16 protein-coding genes are annotated in these 17501 nt (G+C 35.6%); 15 read left to right on the top strand and 1 reads right to left on the bottom strand.

The features are described from left to right. Positions 1 to 157 precede the first annotated feature (157 nt). The 9 genes from FC77_RS02955 (at position 158) to FC77_RS02915 (ending at position 10130) form a co-directional block, all read left to right on the top strand. Positions 158 to 1357 (top strand): betaine/proline/choline family ABC transporter ATP-binding protein, encoded by a 1200-nt coding sequence (locus tag FC77_RS02955; RefSeq protein WP_082621115.1) that lies wholly within the window; start codon positions 158 to 160, stop codon positions 1355 to 1357. Continuing rightward, positions 1357 to 1989, top strand: a complete 633-nt coding sequence (locus FC77_RS02950) for an ABC transporter permease (protein WP_056970060.1) — start codon at positions 1357 to 1359, stop codon at positions 1987 to 1989. Before FC77_RS02955 ends, FC77_RS02950 begins: the two co-directional genes overlap by 1 nt. Positions 1990 to 2003: 14 nt before the next feature. Then, positions 2004 to 2939, top strand: a complete 936-nt coding sequence (locus FC77_RS02945) for an osmoprotectant ABC transporter substrate-binding protein (protein ID WP_056970059.1) — start codon at positions 2004 to 2006, stop codon at positions 2937 to 2939. Next, on the top strand, positions 2940 to 3599 hold the full coding sequence (locus tag FC77_RS02940; protein ID WP_054681534.1) for an ABC transporter permease: 660 nt from the start codon (positions 2940 to 2942) through the stop codon (positions 3597 to 3599). A 202-nt stretch (positions 3600 to 3801) separates the two neighbouring features. Then, positions 3802 to 4737, top strand: coding sequence for a glycine betaine ABC transporter substrate-binding protein (locus FC77_RS02935; RefSeq protein WP_056970058.1), 936 nt, complete (start codon positions 3802 to 3804; stop codon positions 4735 to 4737). 164 nt (positions 4738 to 4901) lie between these two features. After that, positions 4902 to 5837 (top strand): osmoprotectant ABC transporter substrate-binding protein, encoded by a 936-nt coding sequence (locus FC77_RS02930; protein WP_056970057.1) that lies wholly within the window; start codon positions 4902 to 4904, stop codon positions 5835 to 5837. Positions 5838 to 5992: 155 nt separating this feature from the next. Further along, positions 5993 to 7102, top strand: coding sequence for a recombinase RecA (recA, locus tag FC77_RS02925; RefSeq protein ID WP_056970056.1), 1110 nt, complete (start codon positions 5993 to 5995; stop codon positions 7100 to 7102). A gap of 123 nt (positions 7103 to 7225) precedes the next feature. Next, entirely contained in the window at positions 7226 to 8857 is a 1632-nt protein-coding gene (rny, locus tag FC77_RS02920; RefSeq protein ID WP_056970055.1) for a ribonuclease Y, read from the top strand. A 112-nt stretch (positions 8858 to 8969) separates the two neighbouring features. Beyond that, complete coding sequence (locus FC77_RS02915; protein ID WP_056970054.1) at positions 8970 to 10130, top strand: glycosyltransferase family 4 protein; 1161 nt, start codon at positions 8970 to 8972, stop codon at positions 10128 to 10130. 28 nt (positions 10131 to 10158) lie between these two features. On the opposite strand, the gene FC77_RS02910 is transcribed toward FC77_RS02915, so the two are convergent. Then, positions 10159 to 10821 (bottom strand): YigZ family protein, encoded by a 663-nt coding sequence (locus FC77_RS02910; RefSeq protein WP_056970053.1) that lies wholly within the window; start codon positions 10819 to 10821, stop codon positions 10159 to 10161. Positions 10822 to 10870: 49 nt separating this feature from the next. On the opposite strand from FC77_RS02910, the gene FC77_RS02905 reads away from it, so the two are divergent. The 6 genes from FC77_RS02905 (at position 10871) to FC77_RS02880 (ending at position 17483) form a co-directional block, all read left to right on the top strand. After that, positions 10871 to 12154, top strand: a complete 1284-nt coding sequence (locus tag FC77_RS02905) for a helicase-related protein (RefSeq protein WP_056970052.1) — start codon at positions 10871 to 10873, stop codon at positions 12152 to 12154. Next, entirely contained in the window at positions 12151 to 12843 is a 693-nt protein-coding gene (locus FC77_RS02900; RefSeq protein ID WP_056970051.1) for a ComF family protein, read from the top strand. Before FC77_RS02905 ends, FC77_RS02900 begins: the two co-directional genes overlap by 4 nt. Before the next feature lie 81 nt (positions 12844 to 12924). Further along, positions 12925 to 13470 (top strand): ribosome hibernation-promoting factor, HPF/YfiA family, encoded by a 546-nt coding sequence (hpf, locus tag FC77_RS02895; RefSeq protein WP_054681536.1) that lies wholly within the window; start codon positions 12925 to 12927, stop codon positions 13468 to 13470. A gap of 136 nt (positions 13471 to 13606) precedes the next feature. Then, positions 13607 to 16009 (top strand): preprotein translocase subunit SecA, encoded by a 2403-nt coding sequence (secA, locus tag FC77_RS02890; RefSeq protein WP_056970050.1) that lies wholly within the window; start codon positions 13607 to 13609, stop codon positions 16007 to 16009. Between the two features lie 73 nt (positions 16010 to 16082). Further along, a protein-coding gene (gene prfB, locus FC77_RS02885) for a peptide chain release factor 2 (RefSeq protein ID WP_169790072.1) occupies positions 16083 to 17199 on the top strand; the annotation gives its coding sequence in 2 pieces (ribosomal slippage) (positions 16083 to 16154 and positions 16156 to 17199; 1116 coding nt in all). Positions 17200 to 17207: 8 nt separating this feature from the next. After that, on the top strand, positions 17208 to 17483 hold the full coding sequence (locus FC77_RS02880) for a hypothetical protein (RefSeq protein ID WP_056970048.1): 276 nt from the start codon (positions 17208 to 17210) through the stop codon (positions 17481 to 17483). The last annotated feature ends 18 nt before the right edge of the window (positions 17484 to 17501 follow it).

Below are 17501 nucleotides of genomic sequence, written 5' to 3'. Positions count from 1 at the left end.
CCCTGCTAACAGCTTATCATATATAAACTATCAACAGGGAATATCATAGACCCTTTTTTTATAATTAATTTAAAATTTAATAACAGTGTTTTTTGATTTGTTTTCCACAGTTTGTTAGTATTTAGATAACCTTAATTAAATGAAGGGAATGCGAATTATGACAGAAGAAACTCCTATGGTTGAGTTTAAGGATGTTACTAAAGTATATCCAAAAAGCAAAACACCAGCTGTTGAAGATATTAATATTAAGATAAAAAAAGGTGATTTTTGTTGTTTTATCGGGACTTCTGGTTCTGGTAAAACAACTTTAATGCGGATGATTAACCGTATGAATAGTATCACTAAGGGTGATGTTTATATTGAAGGAAAGAATGTTAAGGACTTTAATCCTGTGAGTTTACGTCGCCATATTGGGTATGTTATTCAAAGTAACGGCTTAATGCCACATATGACCATTCGTGATAATATCATTTTGGTTCCTAAGTTATTGAAGTGGCCTCAAGCCAAGCTTGATGCTAAAGCCAAAGAATTAATTAAATTGGCTGAATTACCAGAATCTTATTTGGATCGTTATCCGTCAGAATTGTCAGGTGGGCAACAGCAAAGAATTGGTGTTGTTAGGGCTTTAGCGGCTGATCAGAATTTAATCTTGATGGATGAGCCATTTGGGGCTTTGGATCCAATTACTCGTGAAAATTTACAAGACTTAGTTCAACGTTTGCAAACTAAATTTGGTAAAACTATCGTTTTCGTCACTCATGATAGGGACGAAGCTTTGAAGTTAGCTACTCAAATCGTTGTATTGCACGATGGTCATAAGATCCAGGAGGGTACACCAGATGATATTCTGCAACATCCTGCTAATGATTTCGTTAGAAATCTAATTGGTGAAGATCGTTTGGCTGAAGCGCAGTACGAAACTGTTAAAGTTAAGAGCGTGATGTTAACTAAACCAGCTAAAATCAATTTGGGTGCCTCACTAACTGAGGCTTTGGATAAGATGAAATCTAGCCACGTTGATACTTTGCTGGTAGTAGATGATTCTAATCACTTAAAGGGTTATATTTCAATTGAAAAGTTGGAACAACGTTATCATCAAGTTTCTGGCGTTAGCGATATTGTCAATAAAAATATTTATACAATTGGTCCTGACGATTACTTACGTGATAACTTCAACCGAATCTTAGAGCGTAACGGTCAATATGTTCCGGTTGTAGATAAAAATGATAAACTTGTTGGTATTGTTACCCGTTCAAGTTTGGTAAACGTTGTTTACGAAACTATTTGGGGTGATAACAACCCACTATTATCTAAATCTAAACAAACAAAGGATTCAGCAAAAGGGGCGAATAAATAATGACCGCTTTTTTAACCCAACATGGTTCTGAGCTTCTTACTAAAACTTGGCAGCAGATTTATATATCCGCAATTGCGTTAGCTTTAGGAATTATTGTTGCGATTCCGTTGAGTGTCATTTTAATGAAATTCCCACGAACCGCTAAAGTAGTAATGGCAATTGCAAGTATGCTGCAAACTATTCCGGCACTAGCATTGTTAGCCATGATGCTGCCGATCTTTGGCATTGGTCAATTACCAGCAATTGTTGCCTTATTTCTTTATAGTTTGATGCCTATTTTAAGAAATACTTATGTTGGTTTGACAGGAGTTAACCCGAATACGGTTGATTCAGCCAAGGGAGTAGGCATGACACAAATACAAATTATTACGAAGGTTGATATTCCTTTAGCAATGCCGGTTATTATGTCTGGTATCCGTTTATCAGCTATCTATGTTATTGCGTGGTCAACACTAGCTTCGTATATAGGCGCCGGTGGGTTAGGTGACTTTATTTTTAATGGTTTAAACCTTTACCAACCAGATCTTATTTTTGGTGGAACTATTCCTGTTATTATTTTGGCACTGTTAACCGATTATCTACTTGGCAGATTGGAAAAGAAGCTTACACCAGCCGGAGTAAATAACAACTAAGGAGATATCCCCAAATGAAAAAAATTCTTAAAAGTCTAATGCTGGTGATAGCATCATTCCTGATTATGATTTCTGTTTCTGGTTGTGGACTACCGGGTTTAGCGTCAGCACAAGGTGGTAATAATAATTTACGAATTACCGCTCTTAATACAACTGAATCGCAAATTGTGGCAAATATTGTTTCTGAGTTAATTGAACATGAAACGCCTTATAAAACCTCGATTGTTAATAATTTAGGTTCTGCACCAATGCAGCACCAAGCTCTTTATCGTCGTGATGCGGATATTCAAGCAGCTGCTTATGATGGTGGTGAATTAACTGCTAACTTAGGTATGGCTCCAATCAAAAATTCTAAGAAAGCTAATGATACTGTTCGTAGGGAAGTAAGAAAGCGTTGGGATCAAACTTACTTGCCTACTTATGGTTTTGCAGATAATTATGCTTTCATGGTTAAGCAAAATGAAGCTAAAAAAGATCACTTAAATAATGTTTCCGATCTAAAAAAGGTTGAAAATAACTATTCACTGGGTGTTTCATCTGACTGGTTAAACCGTAAGGGTGATGGATATAAAGACTTCCAAAATACTTATGGCATAACCTTCGCAAAGACTTATCCAATGAATATCGGTTTAGTTTATTCGGCATTGCAAGAGGGTAGAATGAACGTTGTTTTAGGATACTCGACTGATGGCCGAATTGATAGTTATCATTTGAAATTATTAAAAGATAATCGTCATTTCTTCCCACCATATAATTGTGGCATGTTGATTAATAACTACGTTTTAAGAGAGCATCCAGATCTTAAACCGATTCTAAGTAGACTTGATGGGAAAATGAATATGCATCAAATAAGACATATGAATTATGAAGTTGATGATGAGCTATTAGAACCATCAACTGTTGCCCACCAGTTTTTAGTTAAAAATAATTATTTTAGGAGGAATAAATAAATGTCAAAATTATCTATATGGCAACAATTTATTTATTACTACCAGCATAACGGAGCCTATGTTTTGCAGCAATTTGACCGTACATTTTTAATTTCAATCTATGGCGTGTTGTTTGCAGCCATCATTGGTATCCCGGTCGGTATTTTTATTGCTAGAAATTCACATTTAGGTGATTTCGTTGTTGAAATTGCTAACTTTATTCAAACTATCCCCTCACTGGCTTTACTGTCTATTGTCATGATTGGATTAGGATTGGGTGTTAATACCGTTATCGTAACCGTAACGTTATACTCATTGCTACCGATTATTAAAAATACTTATACAGGTATGCGAAGCGTTGATAAGAACGTTATTGATTCAGGTAAAGGTATGGGCATGACGAATTTGCAATTGCTTTATATGGTTCGTCTGCCGCTCTCAATGTCTGTTATTATTGCAGGTTTGAAGAATGCTTTGGTTATTGCCATTGGTATTACTTCTATCGGTTCCTTCGTTGGAGCTGGTGGATTAGGTGATATTATTATTCGTGGTACGAACGCTACTAATGGTGGTGCTTTGATTTTAGCTGGAGCCGTTCCAACTGCTTTAATGGCCATCGTAGCTGATATCATCCTAAACTTTGCTGAAAAGTGGATAGTACCTAAGGGTCTAAGAGAATAATATTAAAATTAATAAATTAAGTAAGAAGTCGCATGATATGCGGATTCTTATTTTTTAGACCTTGCATACTTGGTACGGATAAAAGTATAATTAAATTAGTGAAGAAGCAAGTTAAATATTATTATTTTATTAAAAGGACTGCTTGGTAAGCTAAGTATTTAGGTCAAGAAAATAATGGTGACTAGTAGGAGGTTTTTTACGATTGAAAAAATATTTTAAGAAATTATTGTTAGTAATAATTGTATTCTTATTAGCAATTTCTACTACTGCTTGTGGCTTGCCAGGGTTATCCTCTGCTCAGGGTGGTAATGACACTATTAGAATAACGGCTTTGACCACTACGGAATCACAAATTGTTGCTAATATAGTTTCGCAATTAATTGAGCATGAAACTCATTATAAAACTTCAATTGTAAATAATTTGGGATCTGCACCGATGCAGCACCAGGCGCTTTATCGTCATAACGCTGATATTCAAGCAGCTGCTTATGATGGTGGTGAATTAACAGCTAATTTAGGTATGCCAGCAATTAAAAATTCTAAAAAAGCTAATGATACTGTTCGTTATGAAGTAAAGAAACGTTGGGACCAGACCTATTTGCCAACCTATGGCTTTTCTGATAACTATGCTTTCATGGTTAAACCTGAAGAAGCTAAAAAATATAACTTAAAAGATATTTCTGATTTGAAGAAAGTTGAAGATAAATATTCTTTAGGTGTAGCTTCTGAGTGGGTAAATGCACCAGGTGTAGGCTATAAAGAATTTGAGAAGGCATACGGTCTTTCCTTTCCTAAGATGCGAGCAATGAATATTGGATTAGTTTATTCAGCATTGCAAACTGGCAGGATGAATGTAGTATTAGGTTATTCGACGGATGGTAGAATTGATAGTTATCATTTAAAGCTGTTGAAGGATAATCGCCATTTCTTCCCGCCATATAACTGTGGTATGTTGATTAATAATTATGTTTTAAGGGAACATCCTGACCTTAAACCGATTTTACGCCGGTTAGTTGGTCGAATAGGGATGCATACGATTAGACACATGAATTATGAGGTTGATGATGAATTGCTTGAACCGTCAACTGTTGCCCATCAATTTTTGGTAAAGAATAATTATTTTAGAGATAAAAAATAGAAACATATTTATATGTTTAAAGAACAGCCGTTTAATAAACGGCTGTTTTTATTTTTCCCTAAAATTAAATGAGATAGTATAATACATATAAAGAAGTTATAAAATATTTATTAATTTAATAATAAATTTCTTCCCAATAGCGGTAACTAAAGGGGGTAGCACAAATGAAAAAAGCTTTTAAGAAATTAGTGCTGCTGGTAATGTCATTTTTGTTAGTAATCTTTACAGCCGGGTGTGGATTACCTGGATTATCTTCTACACAAAGTGGGAATGATAATATTCGGATAACAGCCCTCAATACTACAGAATCTCAAATTATTGCTAACATAGTTGCAGAATTAATTGAACACGAAACGAATTATAAAACAGCAATTGTAAATAATTTGGGTTCCTCATCAATGCAGCATCAGGCTCTTTATCGTCGTGATGCGGATATTCAAGCTGCTGCTTATGATGGTAGTGAATTAACTACTAATCTAGGAATGGAACCAATCAAAAATTCTAAAAGGGCTAATGAGATAGTTCGACAAGAAGTAAAAAAACGCTGGGATCAAACTTACTTTCCAACTTATGGCTTTTCTGATACTTATGCGTTCATGGTTACACCTAAAGAAGCAAAGAAAGATCATCTAAAAAAGGTTTCTGACTTGAAGAAAGTTGAAGATAAATATGCTTTAGGGGTTTCTACTGATTGGTTAAATCGTAAAGGTGACGGATATCCGGATTTTCAGTTAGATTATGGAATAACTTTTTTCAAAGTTCATGCAATGAGTATCGGCTTAGTTTATTCAGCTTTACAAAATGGACGAATGAACGTAGTTTTAGGATATTCAACTGATGGGCGTATAGACAGCTATCATCTGAAATTGTTAAGGGATGACAAGCATTTCTTCCCGCCATATAATTGTGGTATGTTAGTTAATAATTATATTTTAAGAGAACATCCAGATCTTAAGCCGGTTCTGCACCGGCTTGATGGTAGAATTGGTGTGCATCAAATGCGGAAAATGAACTATGAGGTGGATGATCAGTTATTAGAGCCATCAACCGTTGCACATAGATTTTTAGTTAAAAATCATTATTTTAGAGATAGTAAATAATTATATATAGAATTAATTATAAAAGTAAAATTTATAATTTTTGCGTACTTAATACTGAGGATAAAAATGCCTAAACATTTGTTCGCTTTTTCCTTGCAAAGCGGACATAAATCAAAGTATAATTGAATAGTACAAAGTTAGAGGAGGAAAAACGTTTGGCCAAAGATGAAAAGAAAGCTGCTTTAGACGTAGCTCTTAAAAAGATTGAAAAAAATTTTGGTAAAGGTGCAGTTATGCGCATGGGTGACAAAGCAGATACCAAAATTTCAACTGTGCCATCCGGTTCACTTGCACTTGATGCTGCACTAGGTGTAGGTGGCTATCCGCGTGGTAGAATTGTTGAAATTTATGGTCCTGAATCTTCTGGTAAAACTACCGTTGCTTTGCATGCCGTAGCAGAAGTGCAAAAACATGGTGGTACAGCTGCTTATATCGATGCTGAAAATGCAATGGATCCAGCTTATGCGGAAGCACTTGGCGTTGATGTTGATTCACTGATTTTGTCTCAACCTAATACTGGTGAAGAAGGCTTGCAGATCGCGGATACCTTAATTTCTAGTGGAGCTGTCGATATTGTGGTAGTTGATTCTGTAGCTGCCTTAGTTCCTCAAGCTGAAATTGATGGTGAAATGGGTGATACTCACGTTGGATTACAGGCTAGATTGATGAGCCAGGCTTTGCGTAAGCTTTCTGGGACTATTTCTAAAACCAAAACAATTGCGATTTTTATTAACCAGATTCGTGAAAAAGTTGGAGTTATGTTTGGTAACCCTGAAACGACGCCCGGTGGTCGTGCTTTGAAATTTTATTCAACTATTCGTTTAGAAATTAGAAGAGCTGAAAAAATTAAACAAGCTGGTAACATTATTGGTAACCGAGTTAAAATTAAGGTTGTTAAGAATAAAGTTGCACCCCCATTTAAAGTTGCTGAAGTAGATATGATGTATGGTAAAGGAATTTCACAGAGTGGTGAACTTCTTGACATGGCAACGGATAAAGACATTATCAATAAAGCTGGTTCGTGGTATTCATACAAGAGCGACCGAATTGGTCAGGGCCGTGAGAATGCCAAAAAGTATTTAGAAGATCATCCGGATATGTATAAAGACATTCAACATCAAGTTCGCCATGCTTATGGGATTGATGAAAAATCTGTAGCTGATCGTGAGGATCCTGAAAAAGTTAAGGAAAAGAACGAAAAAGCCGAAAAGGCTGAAGAAAAGAAGACATCTACTAAAAAAGTAGCTGCCAGCAAAAGCAAATAAAGTTGAAGAAATTAAGCTTGACCTTGGAATTTAATTCCAAGGCTTTTTTGTTGATTGACATGAGCTTCTAGGTTCTTTATTATTAATACTGTGTGAATAATCTAAAAAAAGGCGATAGTAATCATGACAAATATAATTTTGATTCCCGTCGCGGTTGCTATTATTTCGATTTTAGCTGGTTCAGGCATTGGATATGCAGTTCGAAAGAATGTTTGGGAAAAGAAAGCCCAGAATGCACAAAATGATGCTGACCATATTTTAGCTGATGCAAAGACACAGGTAACTGCTGCCAAAGCTGAAGCCAATGCACAGAAACAAGCTACAAAAGCTTTAAAACAAAGTGCAGAAAATACTAAAAAAGAGAAAATTCTTGAAGCCCAAGAAAAGATTCAAGATTATCGGCAAAAAGTTGAAGATGAATTAAATGTTAAGCGGGATGACATTTCCCGTAAGACTAATCGTCTTAAGCAACGTGAAGATACCCTTGACCATAAGAAATCTTTGTTGGATGAGAGAGAGAATGGACTCACACAAAAAGAAAACCAATTAAAGCAGCAAAAGACTAATTTAGATAAAAAAATTAGTGATGCTGATAAGTTGGTCGAAACAAGAAAGCAAAAGCTTTATGAAGTGGCAGGCTTAAATAAGGAACAAGCTAAGAAACTTGTTTTGAGTCAATCATCTGATGAATTAGTCAAAGAACGTGCAGATATGATTAGAAATAGTAATGAAGAAGTCAAAGCAAAAGCTGATCATTATGCACGTCAAGTAATTATTGATGCCATTCAAAGCAGTGCTGCCGATACGGTAGCAGAGACTACCGTATCTGTAGTTGATCTGCCAAATGAAGAGATGAAAGGACGAATTATCGGCCGTGAGGGTCGTAATATTCGTTCCTTTGAGGCATTAACAGGAATTGATTTAATTATCGATGATACACCAAAGGTTGTTACTTTGAGTGGCTTTGATTCGATTAGACGTGAGATTGCTAAAAGAGCGATGGAACGTTTAATTAAAGACGGTCGTATTCATCCAGCTCGTATTGAAGAGATGGTTGATAAGGCTAGAAAAGAAGTTAATGATGATATTTACGAGGCCGGAGAAAGTGCCTTAATGGAGTTAGGAATTCATAGAATGAATCCAGAACTTGTTAAGATTTTAGGTCGTCTTAAATATCGTACTTCTTATGGTCAAAATGTTTTGGCACACTCAATTGAAGTTGCTAAATTAGCCGGAACAATGGCTGCTGAACTTGGTTTAAATGAAAAATTAGCGGTTCGCGCGGGATTATTACACGATATTGGTAAAGCCGTCGATCATGATATTGAAGGTTCACACGTTGAAATTGGTGTGGAATTAACACGTAAATATCATGAACCTGACGTAGTTGTAAATGCAATTGCAGCACACCATGGGGATGTACCGAAGTTATCGTTTATTGCTGAACTTGTTGTTGCAGCAGATACTCTTTCTTCGGCTCGTCCGGGTGCAAGAAGTGAAAGTTTGGAAAACTATATTAGACGTTTGACCAAGCTGGAAAAAATTGCGAAGGGTTATAAAGGAGTTAAACAGGCGTATGCCATCCAAGCTGGACGTGAAGTTCGGGTAATGGTTGAACCTGATGAAATTTCAGATGATCGAATAACTGTTTTAGCACACGATATTAAGAATCAAGTTGAAAAAGAACTTGATTACCCAGGTAATATTAAAATTACCGTTATTCGTGAAAAACGAGTTGTAGCGATTGCTAAATAATAAAAATTGGATTCGAAAGAATTCAATTTTTTATTTTACCTAAAAATGTTATTTGTGGATTTTTTTTACTACTTGTATAATTAAAACAAGTAATTAAAGAAAGTAGCCGGTTATGTTTAAAATTATCGTTGAATTATTCTTCTTAGTTATCATTCAAGCAGCAATTACCCCTTTTATTAGGAGGCTTGCTTTTGTCTTGGGAGCAGTGGATGATCCTAATGCACGAAGAGTTAATAAAAAACCTATGCCTACTTTGGGTGGCTTAGGTATTTTTGTAACTTTTAATATTGGTACTTTTGTCCTTTTACGAGAACAATTTCCAACTCATGAGGCTTTTGCCGTCCTTTTGGCATCAAGTGTAATTATCTTAACAGGGATGATTGATGACATTTTAGTACTTAAACCAAGGCAAAAAATGTTTGGTATTTTTATTGCAGCACTCGTTATATATTTTTTAGCGGGTATTCGAATGAATGTACTGAATCTGCCTTTTATTAAAAATGAAATTAATTTAGGTTGGTGGAGTTTCCCGATTACTATTTTTTGGATCCTGGCTTTGACTAATGCAGTTAATTTAATTGATGGATTAGATGGTTTAGCAGATGGCGTATCAATGATTTCGCTCATTACTATGGGAATTGTAGGTTACTTCTTCTTGCATACTCACCAATTGTATGTGCCAATAGCTTGTTTTATGTTAGCTGCATGTTTACTGGGCTTTTTACCTTATAATTTTCATCCTGCCAAAATCTTTCTGGGAGATACGGGAGCGCTCTATATTGGTTTTATGATCGCGGTTCTATCTTTAAAAGGTTTGAAAAATGTAACCTTTATTTCTCTGCTTGTACCGATCATTATTTTGGGTGTACCGATTACCGATACTATCTATGCAATGATTAGAAGGGTGTTAAATAAACGTCCCGTTTCACAAGCTGATAAACACCACTTGCATCACCAATTGATGCGAATGGGTTTAACTCACCGGCAAACCGTTTTAACAATTTATGCTTTGTCGCTTATATTTTCATTTATTTCTCTGTTGCTCCTACTTTCTCCAGCTTGGGGAACATGGGTCTTAATTATTGCGCTTTTATTTGCTTTAGAATTCTTTGTGGAATCAATTGGACTTTTAGGCGAAAAATACAAGCCATTGTTACATCTAATTCAGAAAATTATTAATAAGAGAACTACAAAAGATCCAACGGTTGAAGTTTGGCATTTAGGTGAAGAAAAACCTGACCAGCTTAAGAAGAAAAAATCTAAAGACAAATAAAAGAGATTAGGAAATTTCCTAATCTCTTTTACTTTTCGTGGTAATTATGATCTGCAACCGGTATCTCATTGTAGCGCTCCTCACCCTTTGTAAAATCAACTTTTCCTGCTAACAGATTAATTAATTTCTTTTTGAATGATTCCTGTTTATCTTCATCAATAAACACACTTATTTTGATGTCAATACCATAATTGGTATTGTTTATAAAAATTTTGTTTTCTTTTAAGTAATGATTAATTTTATCAAACCGGTTATAGGCTACGTGAAAATTTAATTCTTGCTGTAAAACGCGTTTAACAACACCAATGTTTTCAACTGCTTGTGTAACGCTATTTGAATAAGCCCTGATCAATCCCCCAGCACCCAGTTTAATGCCACCGAAGTATCGGGTTACAACAACGGTGACATTTTTTAGCTTCATGAGCTGTAGCACTTTTAATTCAGGAACGCCAGCGGTACCGGAAGGTTCTCCATTGTCACTAGCTTTAACCTGGTCATCATTTTTTCCAATTGTATATGCGAAGGTATTATGAGTTGCATCACGGTATTTTTTCTTAGTTTGGGCAATAAATTCATTAGCCGCTTCAACTGAACTTGTTCGTGCCAAGCTAGCGATGAATTTGCTTCTTTTAATAATAATTTCATGCTTACCAGCATTTTTGATAGTTAAATAATTTTCTTTTTCTGACAAAATTATCACCTTTTTTAGCGTACTTAATCTTTGGAGGCAAGCAAAGATTATGAAAAATTTAACTGCACTTTCAGGCCGGCAATGGCTGGTGAGTCAAGAGGATTCTAGCATATTTATGGGATGTAGCAAAATTAAAGTTATTGAAAATAATCATTGTCAGCGTTGCGGCGGTTTAATTACGGCAAAATTGCCAAATGGTAAACAATATTGTCGTGCTTGTATCGGTATTGGAAGGGCAGTTGAAGGTGATTTATTAATACGTTATCAGGTTAAGGTTCCGTTTTCTAAAAAGAAAAATGGTGGCTTAACATGGCATGGAAAATTGACACCGTTACAACTGAGTATTTCAAATGCATTAGTTAAAAATTTTAATAAAAAGAAAAATAGTTTGGTTCATGCGGTAACTGGAGCCGGGAAAACAGAAATGCTTTTTCAATTGATAGCAGAGTGCATGAGAAAAGGGAAACGTGCGTGTATTGCCACGCCAAGAATTGACGTGGTAAACGAATTATATCCGCGATTTAAAGAAGCTTTTGCTGAAATTGAGATTGGGAAATATCATGGACGTGAATTTAAGGAACCAGGATTAGAGCAATTAACAATTTGTACAACTCACCAATTGTTAAAATTTTATGGTGCATTCGATTTATTAGTGATAGATGAGGTGGATTCATTTCCATATGTTGGTGATCCACAGCTTCATTTTGCTGCCAAAAATGCTGTAAAAAAATCAGGAGTTCGAGTATATTTAACTGCAACACCGACAAATGATCTTTTAGATGAAGCAAAAAATGGAAAATTGCAGATTTTAAAGTTAAATCGCCGTTTTCATGGTGGTTTTTTACCAGTGCCACGAGAAAAATTATTTTTAAGGCCATTTTTGAGAAAGCAAAAAATTCATCCGAAATTAATTGCAGAAATAGTAAAAGTAATTCGATCTAAGCACCCACTCTTGCTATTTGTTCCCCATATTGATCAAATTCCTGTTTACCTTGCAGCATTGCAAAAAGAAGAACGATTAAAGAATATTAAAATGGATGGAGTTTCCGCTAAAGATAATAAACGTTTAGAAAAGGTACAGGATTTTCGTGAACAGAAGTTGCAGTTACTTGTAACAACAACGATATTGGAGCGGGGCGTGACTTTTAAACATGTTTGGGTAATTATCGTTGCCGCTGATGATCAAATTTACACAGCTGCTAGCCTAGTACAAATAGCTGGGAGGGTTGGCCGAGCCCAAAATGATCCAGGTGGCTTAGTTATGTATTGTTATCGTAAATATACGAAAAATATCCGTTCCGCAATGAAACAGATTAGAGAGATGAATAAATGAATGAATGTTTGCTTTGCAAGCAAGAATTTATTCCAGAAATTTCTTTTTTACAAATTTTTTCTTGGAGCAAGTATCGTGAACCTAAGATATGTTTTAGATGTTTACATCAATTTGAGCGTTTATCAGAAATAAGATGTAAGTATTGTTCAAAAAATATGAATGTGGCAGGAACGTGCCATGATTGCCTAGATTGGCAGCAGATTTATGGACAAAATCTTTTGTATAATTATTCAGTTTATCGTTATAACGATTACTTTCATGATCTAATGGTAAATTATAAACGTTATGATGACTACGTTTTGTACGAAGTATTGCAAGAAATTTGTTATAAAGAACTTTTGAAAATTGAAGCAGATCTATACGTACCAATTCCTACATCTCCTGAGCACCAACAAAAGCGCCAATTCGATACAATTAGTGCAATTTTTAGTGGGCTTGTTCCGCTTACGCCCCTTTTAAAGAAAAAATCTGGTTGCGGAGCACAGGGAGAAAAGAATAAGCATGAGCGTCTTGCAAGCAGTCAGAGCTTTTATATTGATAAGGAAAAGATAAAAAAGAGTTTTAACGGGAAATCTATTTTATTGTTAGATGATATTTATACTACGGGAAGAACGCTTTATCATGCACGTGATCAACTTTTGCAATTTTTACCGGATTCAGAAATAAGAAGCTTTTCAATTTGCCGTTAGAATTCTCTTGTAGAGCGTTTTCATGTTCTGGTATAATAAAGGTACAGATGAAACCGCATAGCGGTGAAGGAGGATTCTAATATGTTAAAGTACAATGTTCGTGGCGAAAATATCGAAGTAACTGATGCTTTAAGAAGTTATGTTGAAAAACGGTTAAAGAAGTTGGAAAAATACTTTAATTTAAATCAAGATGTGATTGCACATGTTAATTTAAAAGTTTACCGTGATCATTCAGCTAAGGTTGAAGTTACTATTCCGCTTCCTTATTTGGTTTTAAGGGCTGAAGAAACCACGGATGATATGTATCGTAGTATTGACTTCGTTTCTGAAAAGCTTGAGCGTCAAATTAGAAAGTATAAGACACGTGTAAATAGAAAGAGCCGTGAAAAGGGCTTGCGTGATTTCTTCGTTGAGACTCCAAAAGAAGAAGAAAAGAAACCTGGTAAATTTGACATAGTTCGTAATAAACAAATTGGTTTAAAGCCAATGGATCCTGAAGAAGCCATCTTACAAATGAATATGCTGGAACATGATTTCTTTGTTTTCCAAGATGCCGAAACAAACGGTACGAGTGTTGTATATCGCAGAAATGATGGTCGTTATGGTTTAATTGAGACCAACGAATAAAACTAAAAATTATTAATTGCAATAAAGATCTCACATTTTGGTGCGGGATCTTTATTTTGATTATTTTTCATTTAGTGCTAATCATGTTAAAATTAATCTGTGTTTTTAGACTTAACTACATATAAGGAACGATTTAATGGTAAACATTTTAAAGAAACTCTATAATAGCGACAAACGAGAATTAAAAAAATTTGATAAAATTGCAGCTAAAGTTGAAAGTCATGCTGATGAATACAGTAAGCTTTCTGATGAAAAATTACAGGCAAAGACGCCAGAATTTCGTGATCGTCTGAAGAAAGGCGAAACGTTAGAGGATTTACTTCCAGAGGCATTTGCTGTGGCACGAGAGGGTGCTAAACGTGTACTTGGATTATATCCATTCCACGTTCAAATTCTTGGTGCCATTGCACTACACTTTGGTAATATTGCGGAAATGATGACTGGTGAAGGTAAAACTTTAACGGCTACCATGCCGGTTTATTTGAACGCTTTACCGGGCAAAGGTGTCCACGTTGTTACTGTTAATGAATATTTATCTAGCCGTGACGAACAAGAAATGGGCCAACTTTATAAGTGGCTCGGTTTGACCGTTGGTTTAAACTTAAACTCAATGTCACCGGATGAAAAGCGTGCTGCTTATAATTGTGACGTTACTTATTCAACAAACTCTGAGCTTGGTTTTGATTACTTACGGGACAACATGGTTGTTTACAAAGAGCAAATGGTTCAACGTCCGCTTAATTATGCCATTATTGATGAGGTTGACTCAATTTTAATTGATGAAGCTAGAACCCCATTGATTATTTCTGGTGAAGCGGAACAGGCTAACAGTGATTATATTCGTGCCGATCGTTTCGTTAAAACTTTGTCAGAAGATAAAAGTGATGACGATGATTTTGATGATGATAAAGATCACGGTGATTATAAGATTGACTGGCCAACCAAAACCATTTCTTTAACTAGAACCGGGATTGAAAAAGCTTGTAAGCATTTTGGCTTAAAAAATTTATATGATGTTGAAAACCAGAAATTAGTGCACCATATTGACCAAGCACTTCGCGCTAATTATATCATGCTTAAAGATATTGATTACGTGGTTCAAAATGGCGAAGTATTAATTGTTGATTCTTTTACTGGACGTGTAATGAAAGGTCGTCGTTATTCTGACGGGTTACACCAAGCTATTGAAGCCAAGGAAGGTGTTAAGATTCAAGAAGAATCTAAGACCCAAGCAACAATTACTTACCAGAACTTCTTTAGAATGTATAAAAAATTAGCTGGTATGACTGGTACTGCTAAGACCGAAGAGGAAGAATTCCGGGAAATTTATAATATGCAGGTAATTACCATTCCAACTAATAAACCACTTATTAGAATTGATAAGCCTGATATTTTATACCCAACTTTAGATTCTAAGTTCCGTGCTGTTGTTAGAGAGATTAAGCAACGGCATGCTAAAGGTCAACCAGTTTTGGTTGGTACAGTAGCGGTTGAAAGTTCAGAACGACTTAGTAAGATGTTGGATAAAGCGGGTATTCCACATGCTGTTTTAAATGCTAAAAACCATGCAAAAGAAGCACAAATTATTATGAATGCTGGGCAAAAAGGTGCCGTAACCATAGCCACTAACATGGCTGGTCGTGGTACTGATATTAAATTAGGGCCTGGTGTTAAAGAACTTGGTGGTTTAGCCGTAATTGGTACTGAACGACATGAATCTCGCCGTATTGATAATCAGCTTCGTGGCCGTTCCGGTCGTCAAGGTGATCCAGGTGTAACTCGCTTCTATTTATCACTTGAAGATGACTTAATGAAACGTTTCGGTGGTGAACGAGTTAAAGATTTCTTGGATCGTTTATCTGATAATGATGATGATAAAGTAATTGAAAGTCGTTTGATCACCCGTCAAGTTGAATCAGCCCAGAAGCGTGTTGAAGGTAATAACTACGATACACGTAAACAGACTTTGCAATACGATGACGTTATGCGAATTCAACGTGAAATTATTTATGGTGAAAGAATGCAAGTTATTGAAGCTACTCATTCATTAAAGAATGTTTTAATTCCAATGATTCACCGTACGATTGATAGTCAGGTAAATATGTTTACGCAGGGTGATAGAAGTAAGTGGCGTCTTGACTCATTACGTGATTTTATTGTTTCGAGTTTAACTTCTGAAGAAATAGCTGATTCAATTGACTATAAGACAATTAGTGTGGCTGATTTGAAGAAGAAGCTTTATGACATCGTTGAAAAGAACTATGAGCAGAAAGCAAAGGTTCTTAATGATCCTTCACAAATGCTTGAGTTTGAAAAGGTGGTTATCTTGCGTGTTGTTGATGATCGTTGGACTGATCATATTGATGCAATGGATCAATTACGACAGTCAATCGGACTTCGTGGCTATGGTCAACTTAATCCATTAGTTGAATACCAAGATTCAGGTTACAGAATGTTTGAAGAAATGATTTCTAATATTGAATTTGACGTAACACGTTTGTTCATGAAGGCTGAAATTAGGCAAAATCTTAGTCGTTAAAAGATAATTAAATGGGGAGAAAGTGTTAAGCTTTCTCTTTTTTTACCAAAATTATTAAAACTAGGAGTAAAAAATGGAAATTAGTGAAATTCAAAGTAAATTAGATGAACTTAAAAAGCATCTAGATCACCTTAGGGGGTCTCTTTGACCTCGATGCTATTGATGAAAGCATAGCAATTAATGACGGGAAAATGGAAGCCCCAGATTTTTGGAATAATCAAGAAAAAGCCCAAAAATTAATTACTGATAATAATGCTTTAAAAGAAAAGCGTGATTCATTTTTAAGCTTGCAAAAATCTTATCAAAATGAAGCCACAGCCGTTGAACTTTTACGTGAGGAGCCGGATCCCGAATTACAGAAAGAAGTTGAAACCGATCTAAAGAAGTTGCAAGGACAGTTTCATAATTATGAATTAGACCTGCTTTTGTCTGGCAAGTATGATGGTCATAATGCCCTTTTAGAAATTCATCCTGGTGCTGGTGGCACAGAAGCTATGGATTGGGGGAATATGCTTCTTAGGATGTATCATCATTACGCTGATTCAGCTGGCTTTAAGTTTGAGGTCAACGATTACGAGCCTGGTGAAGAAGCTGGCCTAAAAAGTGCTAGTGTCCGAGTTGTAGGTAAAAATGCATATGGAATGCTAAAATCTGAAAACGGTGTGCACCGCTTAGTGCGGATATCTCCGTTTGATTCTGCTAAAAGAAGGCACACGTCTTTTGCATCTGTTGAGGTTATTCCGGAAGTTGACGATAGTATCAAAGTTGACATTAATCCTAAAGATTTACGAATCGATGTCTACCGATCTAGTGGTGCCGGTGGTCAGCATATTAATAAAACTTCCAGCGCTGTTCGGATTACACACTTGCCAACAGGTATCGTTACAACTTCTCAAGCTCAAAGATCGCAGTTGCAAAATAGGCAAACAGCGATGAATGAATTGCGAGCTAAACTTTTTCATTTGGAAGAAGAAAAAAAGCGTAAGCAAAAGCAGGCTTTGAAAGGAAACCAAAAAGAAATTGGCTGGGGTTCACAAATTAGATCCTATGTTTTCCATCCTTATAATTTAGTTAAAGATTTACGGACAGGCTATGAAACTTCTGATATAAATGGTGTAATGGATGGAAAGTTGCAACCATTTATTTATGCATATTTACAATGGTTGCTTAGTAAAAAGAATCCAGAGTAGGTGAAAAAATAAGTTTTATGGGAATTGTTGGTTTTGTTTTATTGGCAGTAGTAATTCTGTCAGTTCTCTTTGCCTTGTTTCATATCTTTTTTGCTTTATTGCCTGTAGCAATTATTGCTATCTTAATAATTTGGTTAATTTATCGTTTTACAGGTAAAGGTGGTAATGATAATACACCAACCAGTGGTGGTTACTATGATTGGTTTTCTAATGAAAATGATCCAAATACCCGACCACCGCGAAAAAAAGCACGAAATGTTAAAACCAAAGATGTAGATAAATAACTTAAGGAATATTAAAAA

The organism is Lactobacillus acetotolerans DSM 20749 = JCM 3825 (assembly GCF_001436775.1).
Taxonomy (GTDB): domain Bacteria; phylum Bacillota; class Bacilli; order Lactobacillales; family Lactobacillaceae; genus Lactobacillus; species Lactobacillus acetotolerans.
Note: the sequence above shows the minus strand (reverse complement) of the source record. Positions and strands in the feature narration are given on the sequence as shown.

What these genes read in the sequence shown, in the direction of transcription:
- FC77_RS02905 (WP_056970052.1), top strand. Translation starts at nt 10,871, where the DNA reads ATGAAAAATTTAACTGCACTTTCAGGCCGGCAATGGCTGGTGAGTCAA.
- FC77_RS02940 (WP_054681534.1), top strand. Translation starts at nt 2,940, where the DNA reads ATGTCAAAATTATCTATATGGCAACAATTTATTTATTACTACCAGCAT.
- rny (WP_056970055.1), top strand. Translation starts at nt 7,226, where the DNA reads ATGACAAATATAATTTTGATTCCCGTCGCGGTTGCTATTATTTCGATT.
- FC77_RS02900 (WP_056970051.1), top strand. Translation starts at nt 12,151, where the DNA reads ATGAATGAATGTTTGCTTTGCAAGCAAGAATTTATTCCAGAAATTTCT.
- FC77_RS02930 (WP_056970057.1), top strand. Translation starts at nt 4,902, where the DNA reads ATGAAAAAAGCTTTTAAGAAATTAGTGCTGCTGGTAATGTCATTTTTG.
- FC77_RS02955 (WP_082621115.1), top strand. Translation starts at nt 158, where the DNA reads ATGACAGAAGAAACTCCTATGGTTGAGTTTAAGGATGTTACTAAAGTA.
- secA (WP_056970050.1), top strand. Translation starts at nt 13,607, where the DNA reads ATGGTAAACATTTTAAAGAAACTCTATAATAGCGACAAACGAGAATTA.
- hpf (WP_054681536.1), top strand. Translation starts at nt 12,925, where the DNA reads ATGTTAAAGTACAATGTTCGTGGCGAAAATATCGAAGTAACTGATGCT.
- FC77_RS02915 (WP_056970054.1), top strand. Translation starts at nt 8,970, where the DNA reads ATGTTTAAAATTATCGTTGAATTATTCTTCTTAGTTATCATTCAAGCA.
- FC77_RS02945 (WP_056970059.1), top strand. Translation starts at nt 2,004, where the DNA reads ATGAAAAAAATTCTTAAAAGTCTAATGCTGGTGATAGCATCATTCCTG.
- FC77_RS02950 (WP_056970060.1), top strand. Translation starts at nt 1,357, where the DNA reads ATGACCGCTTTTTTAACCCAACATGGTTCTGAGCTTCTTACTAAAACT.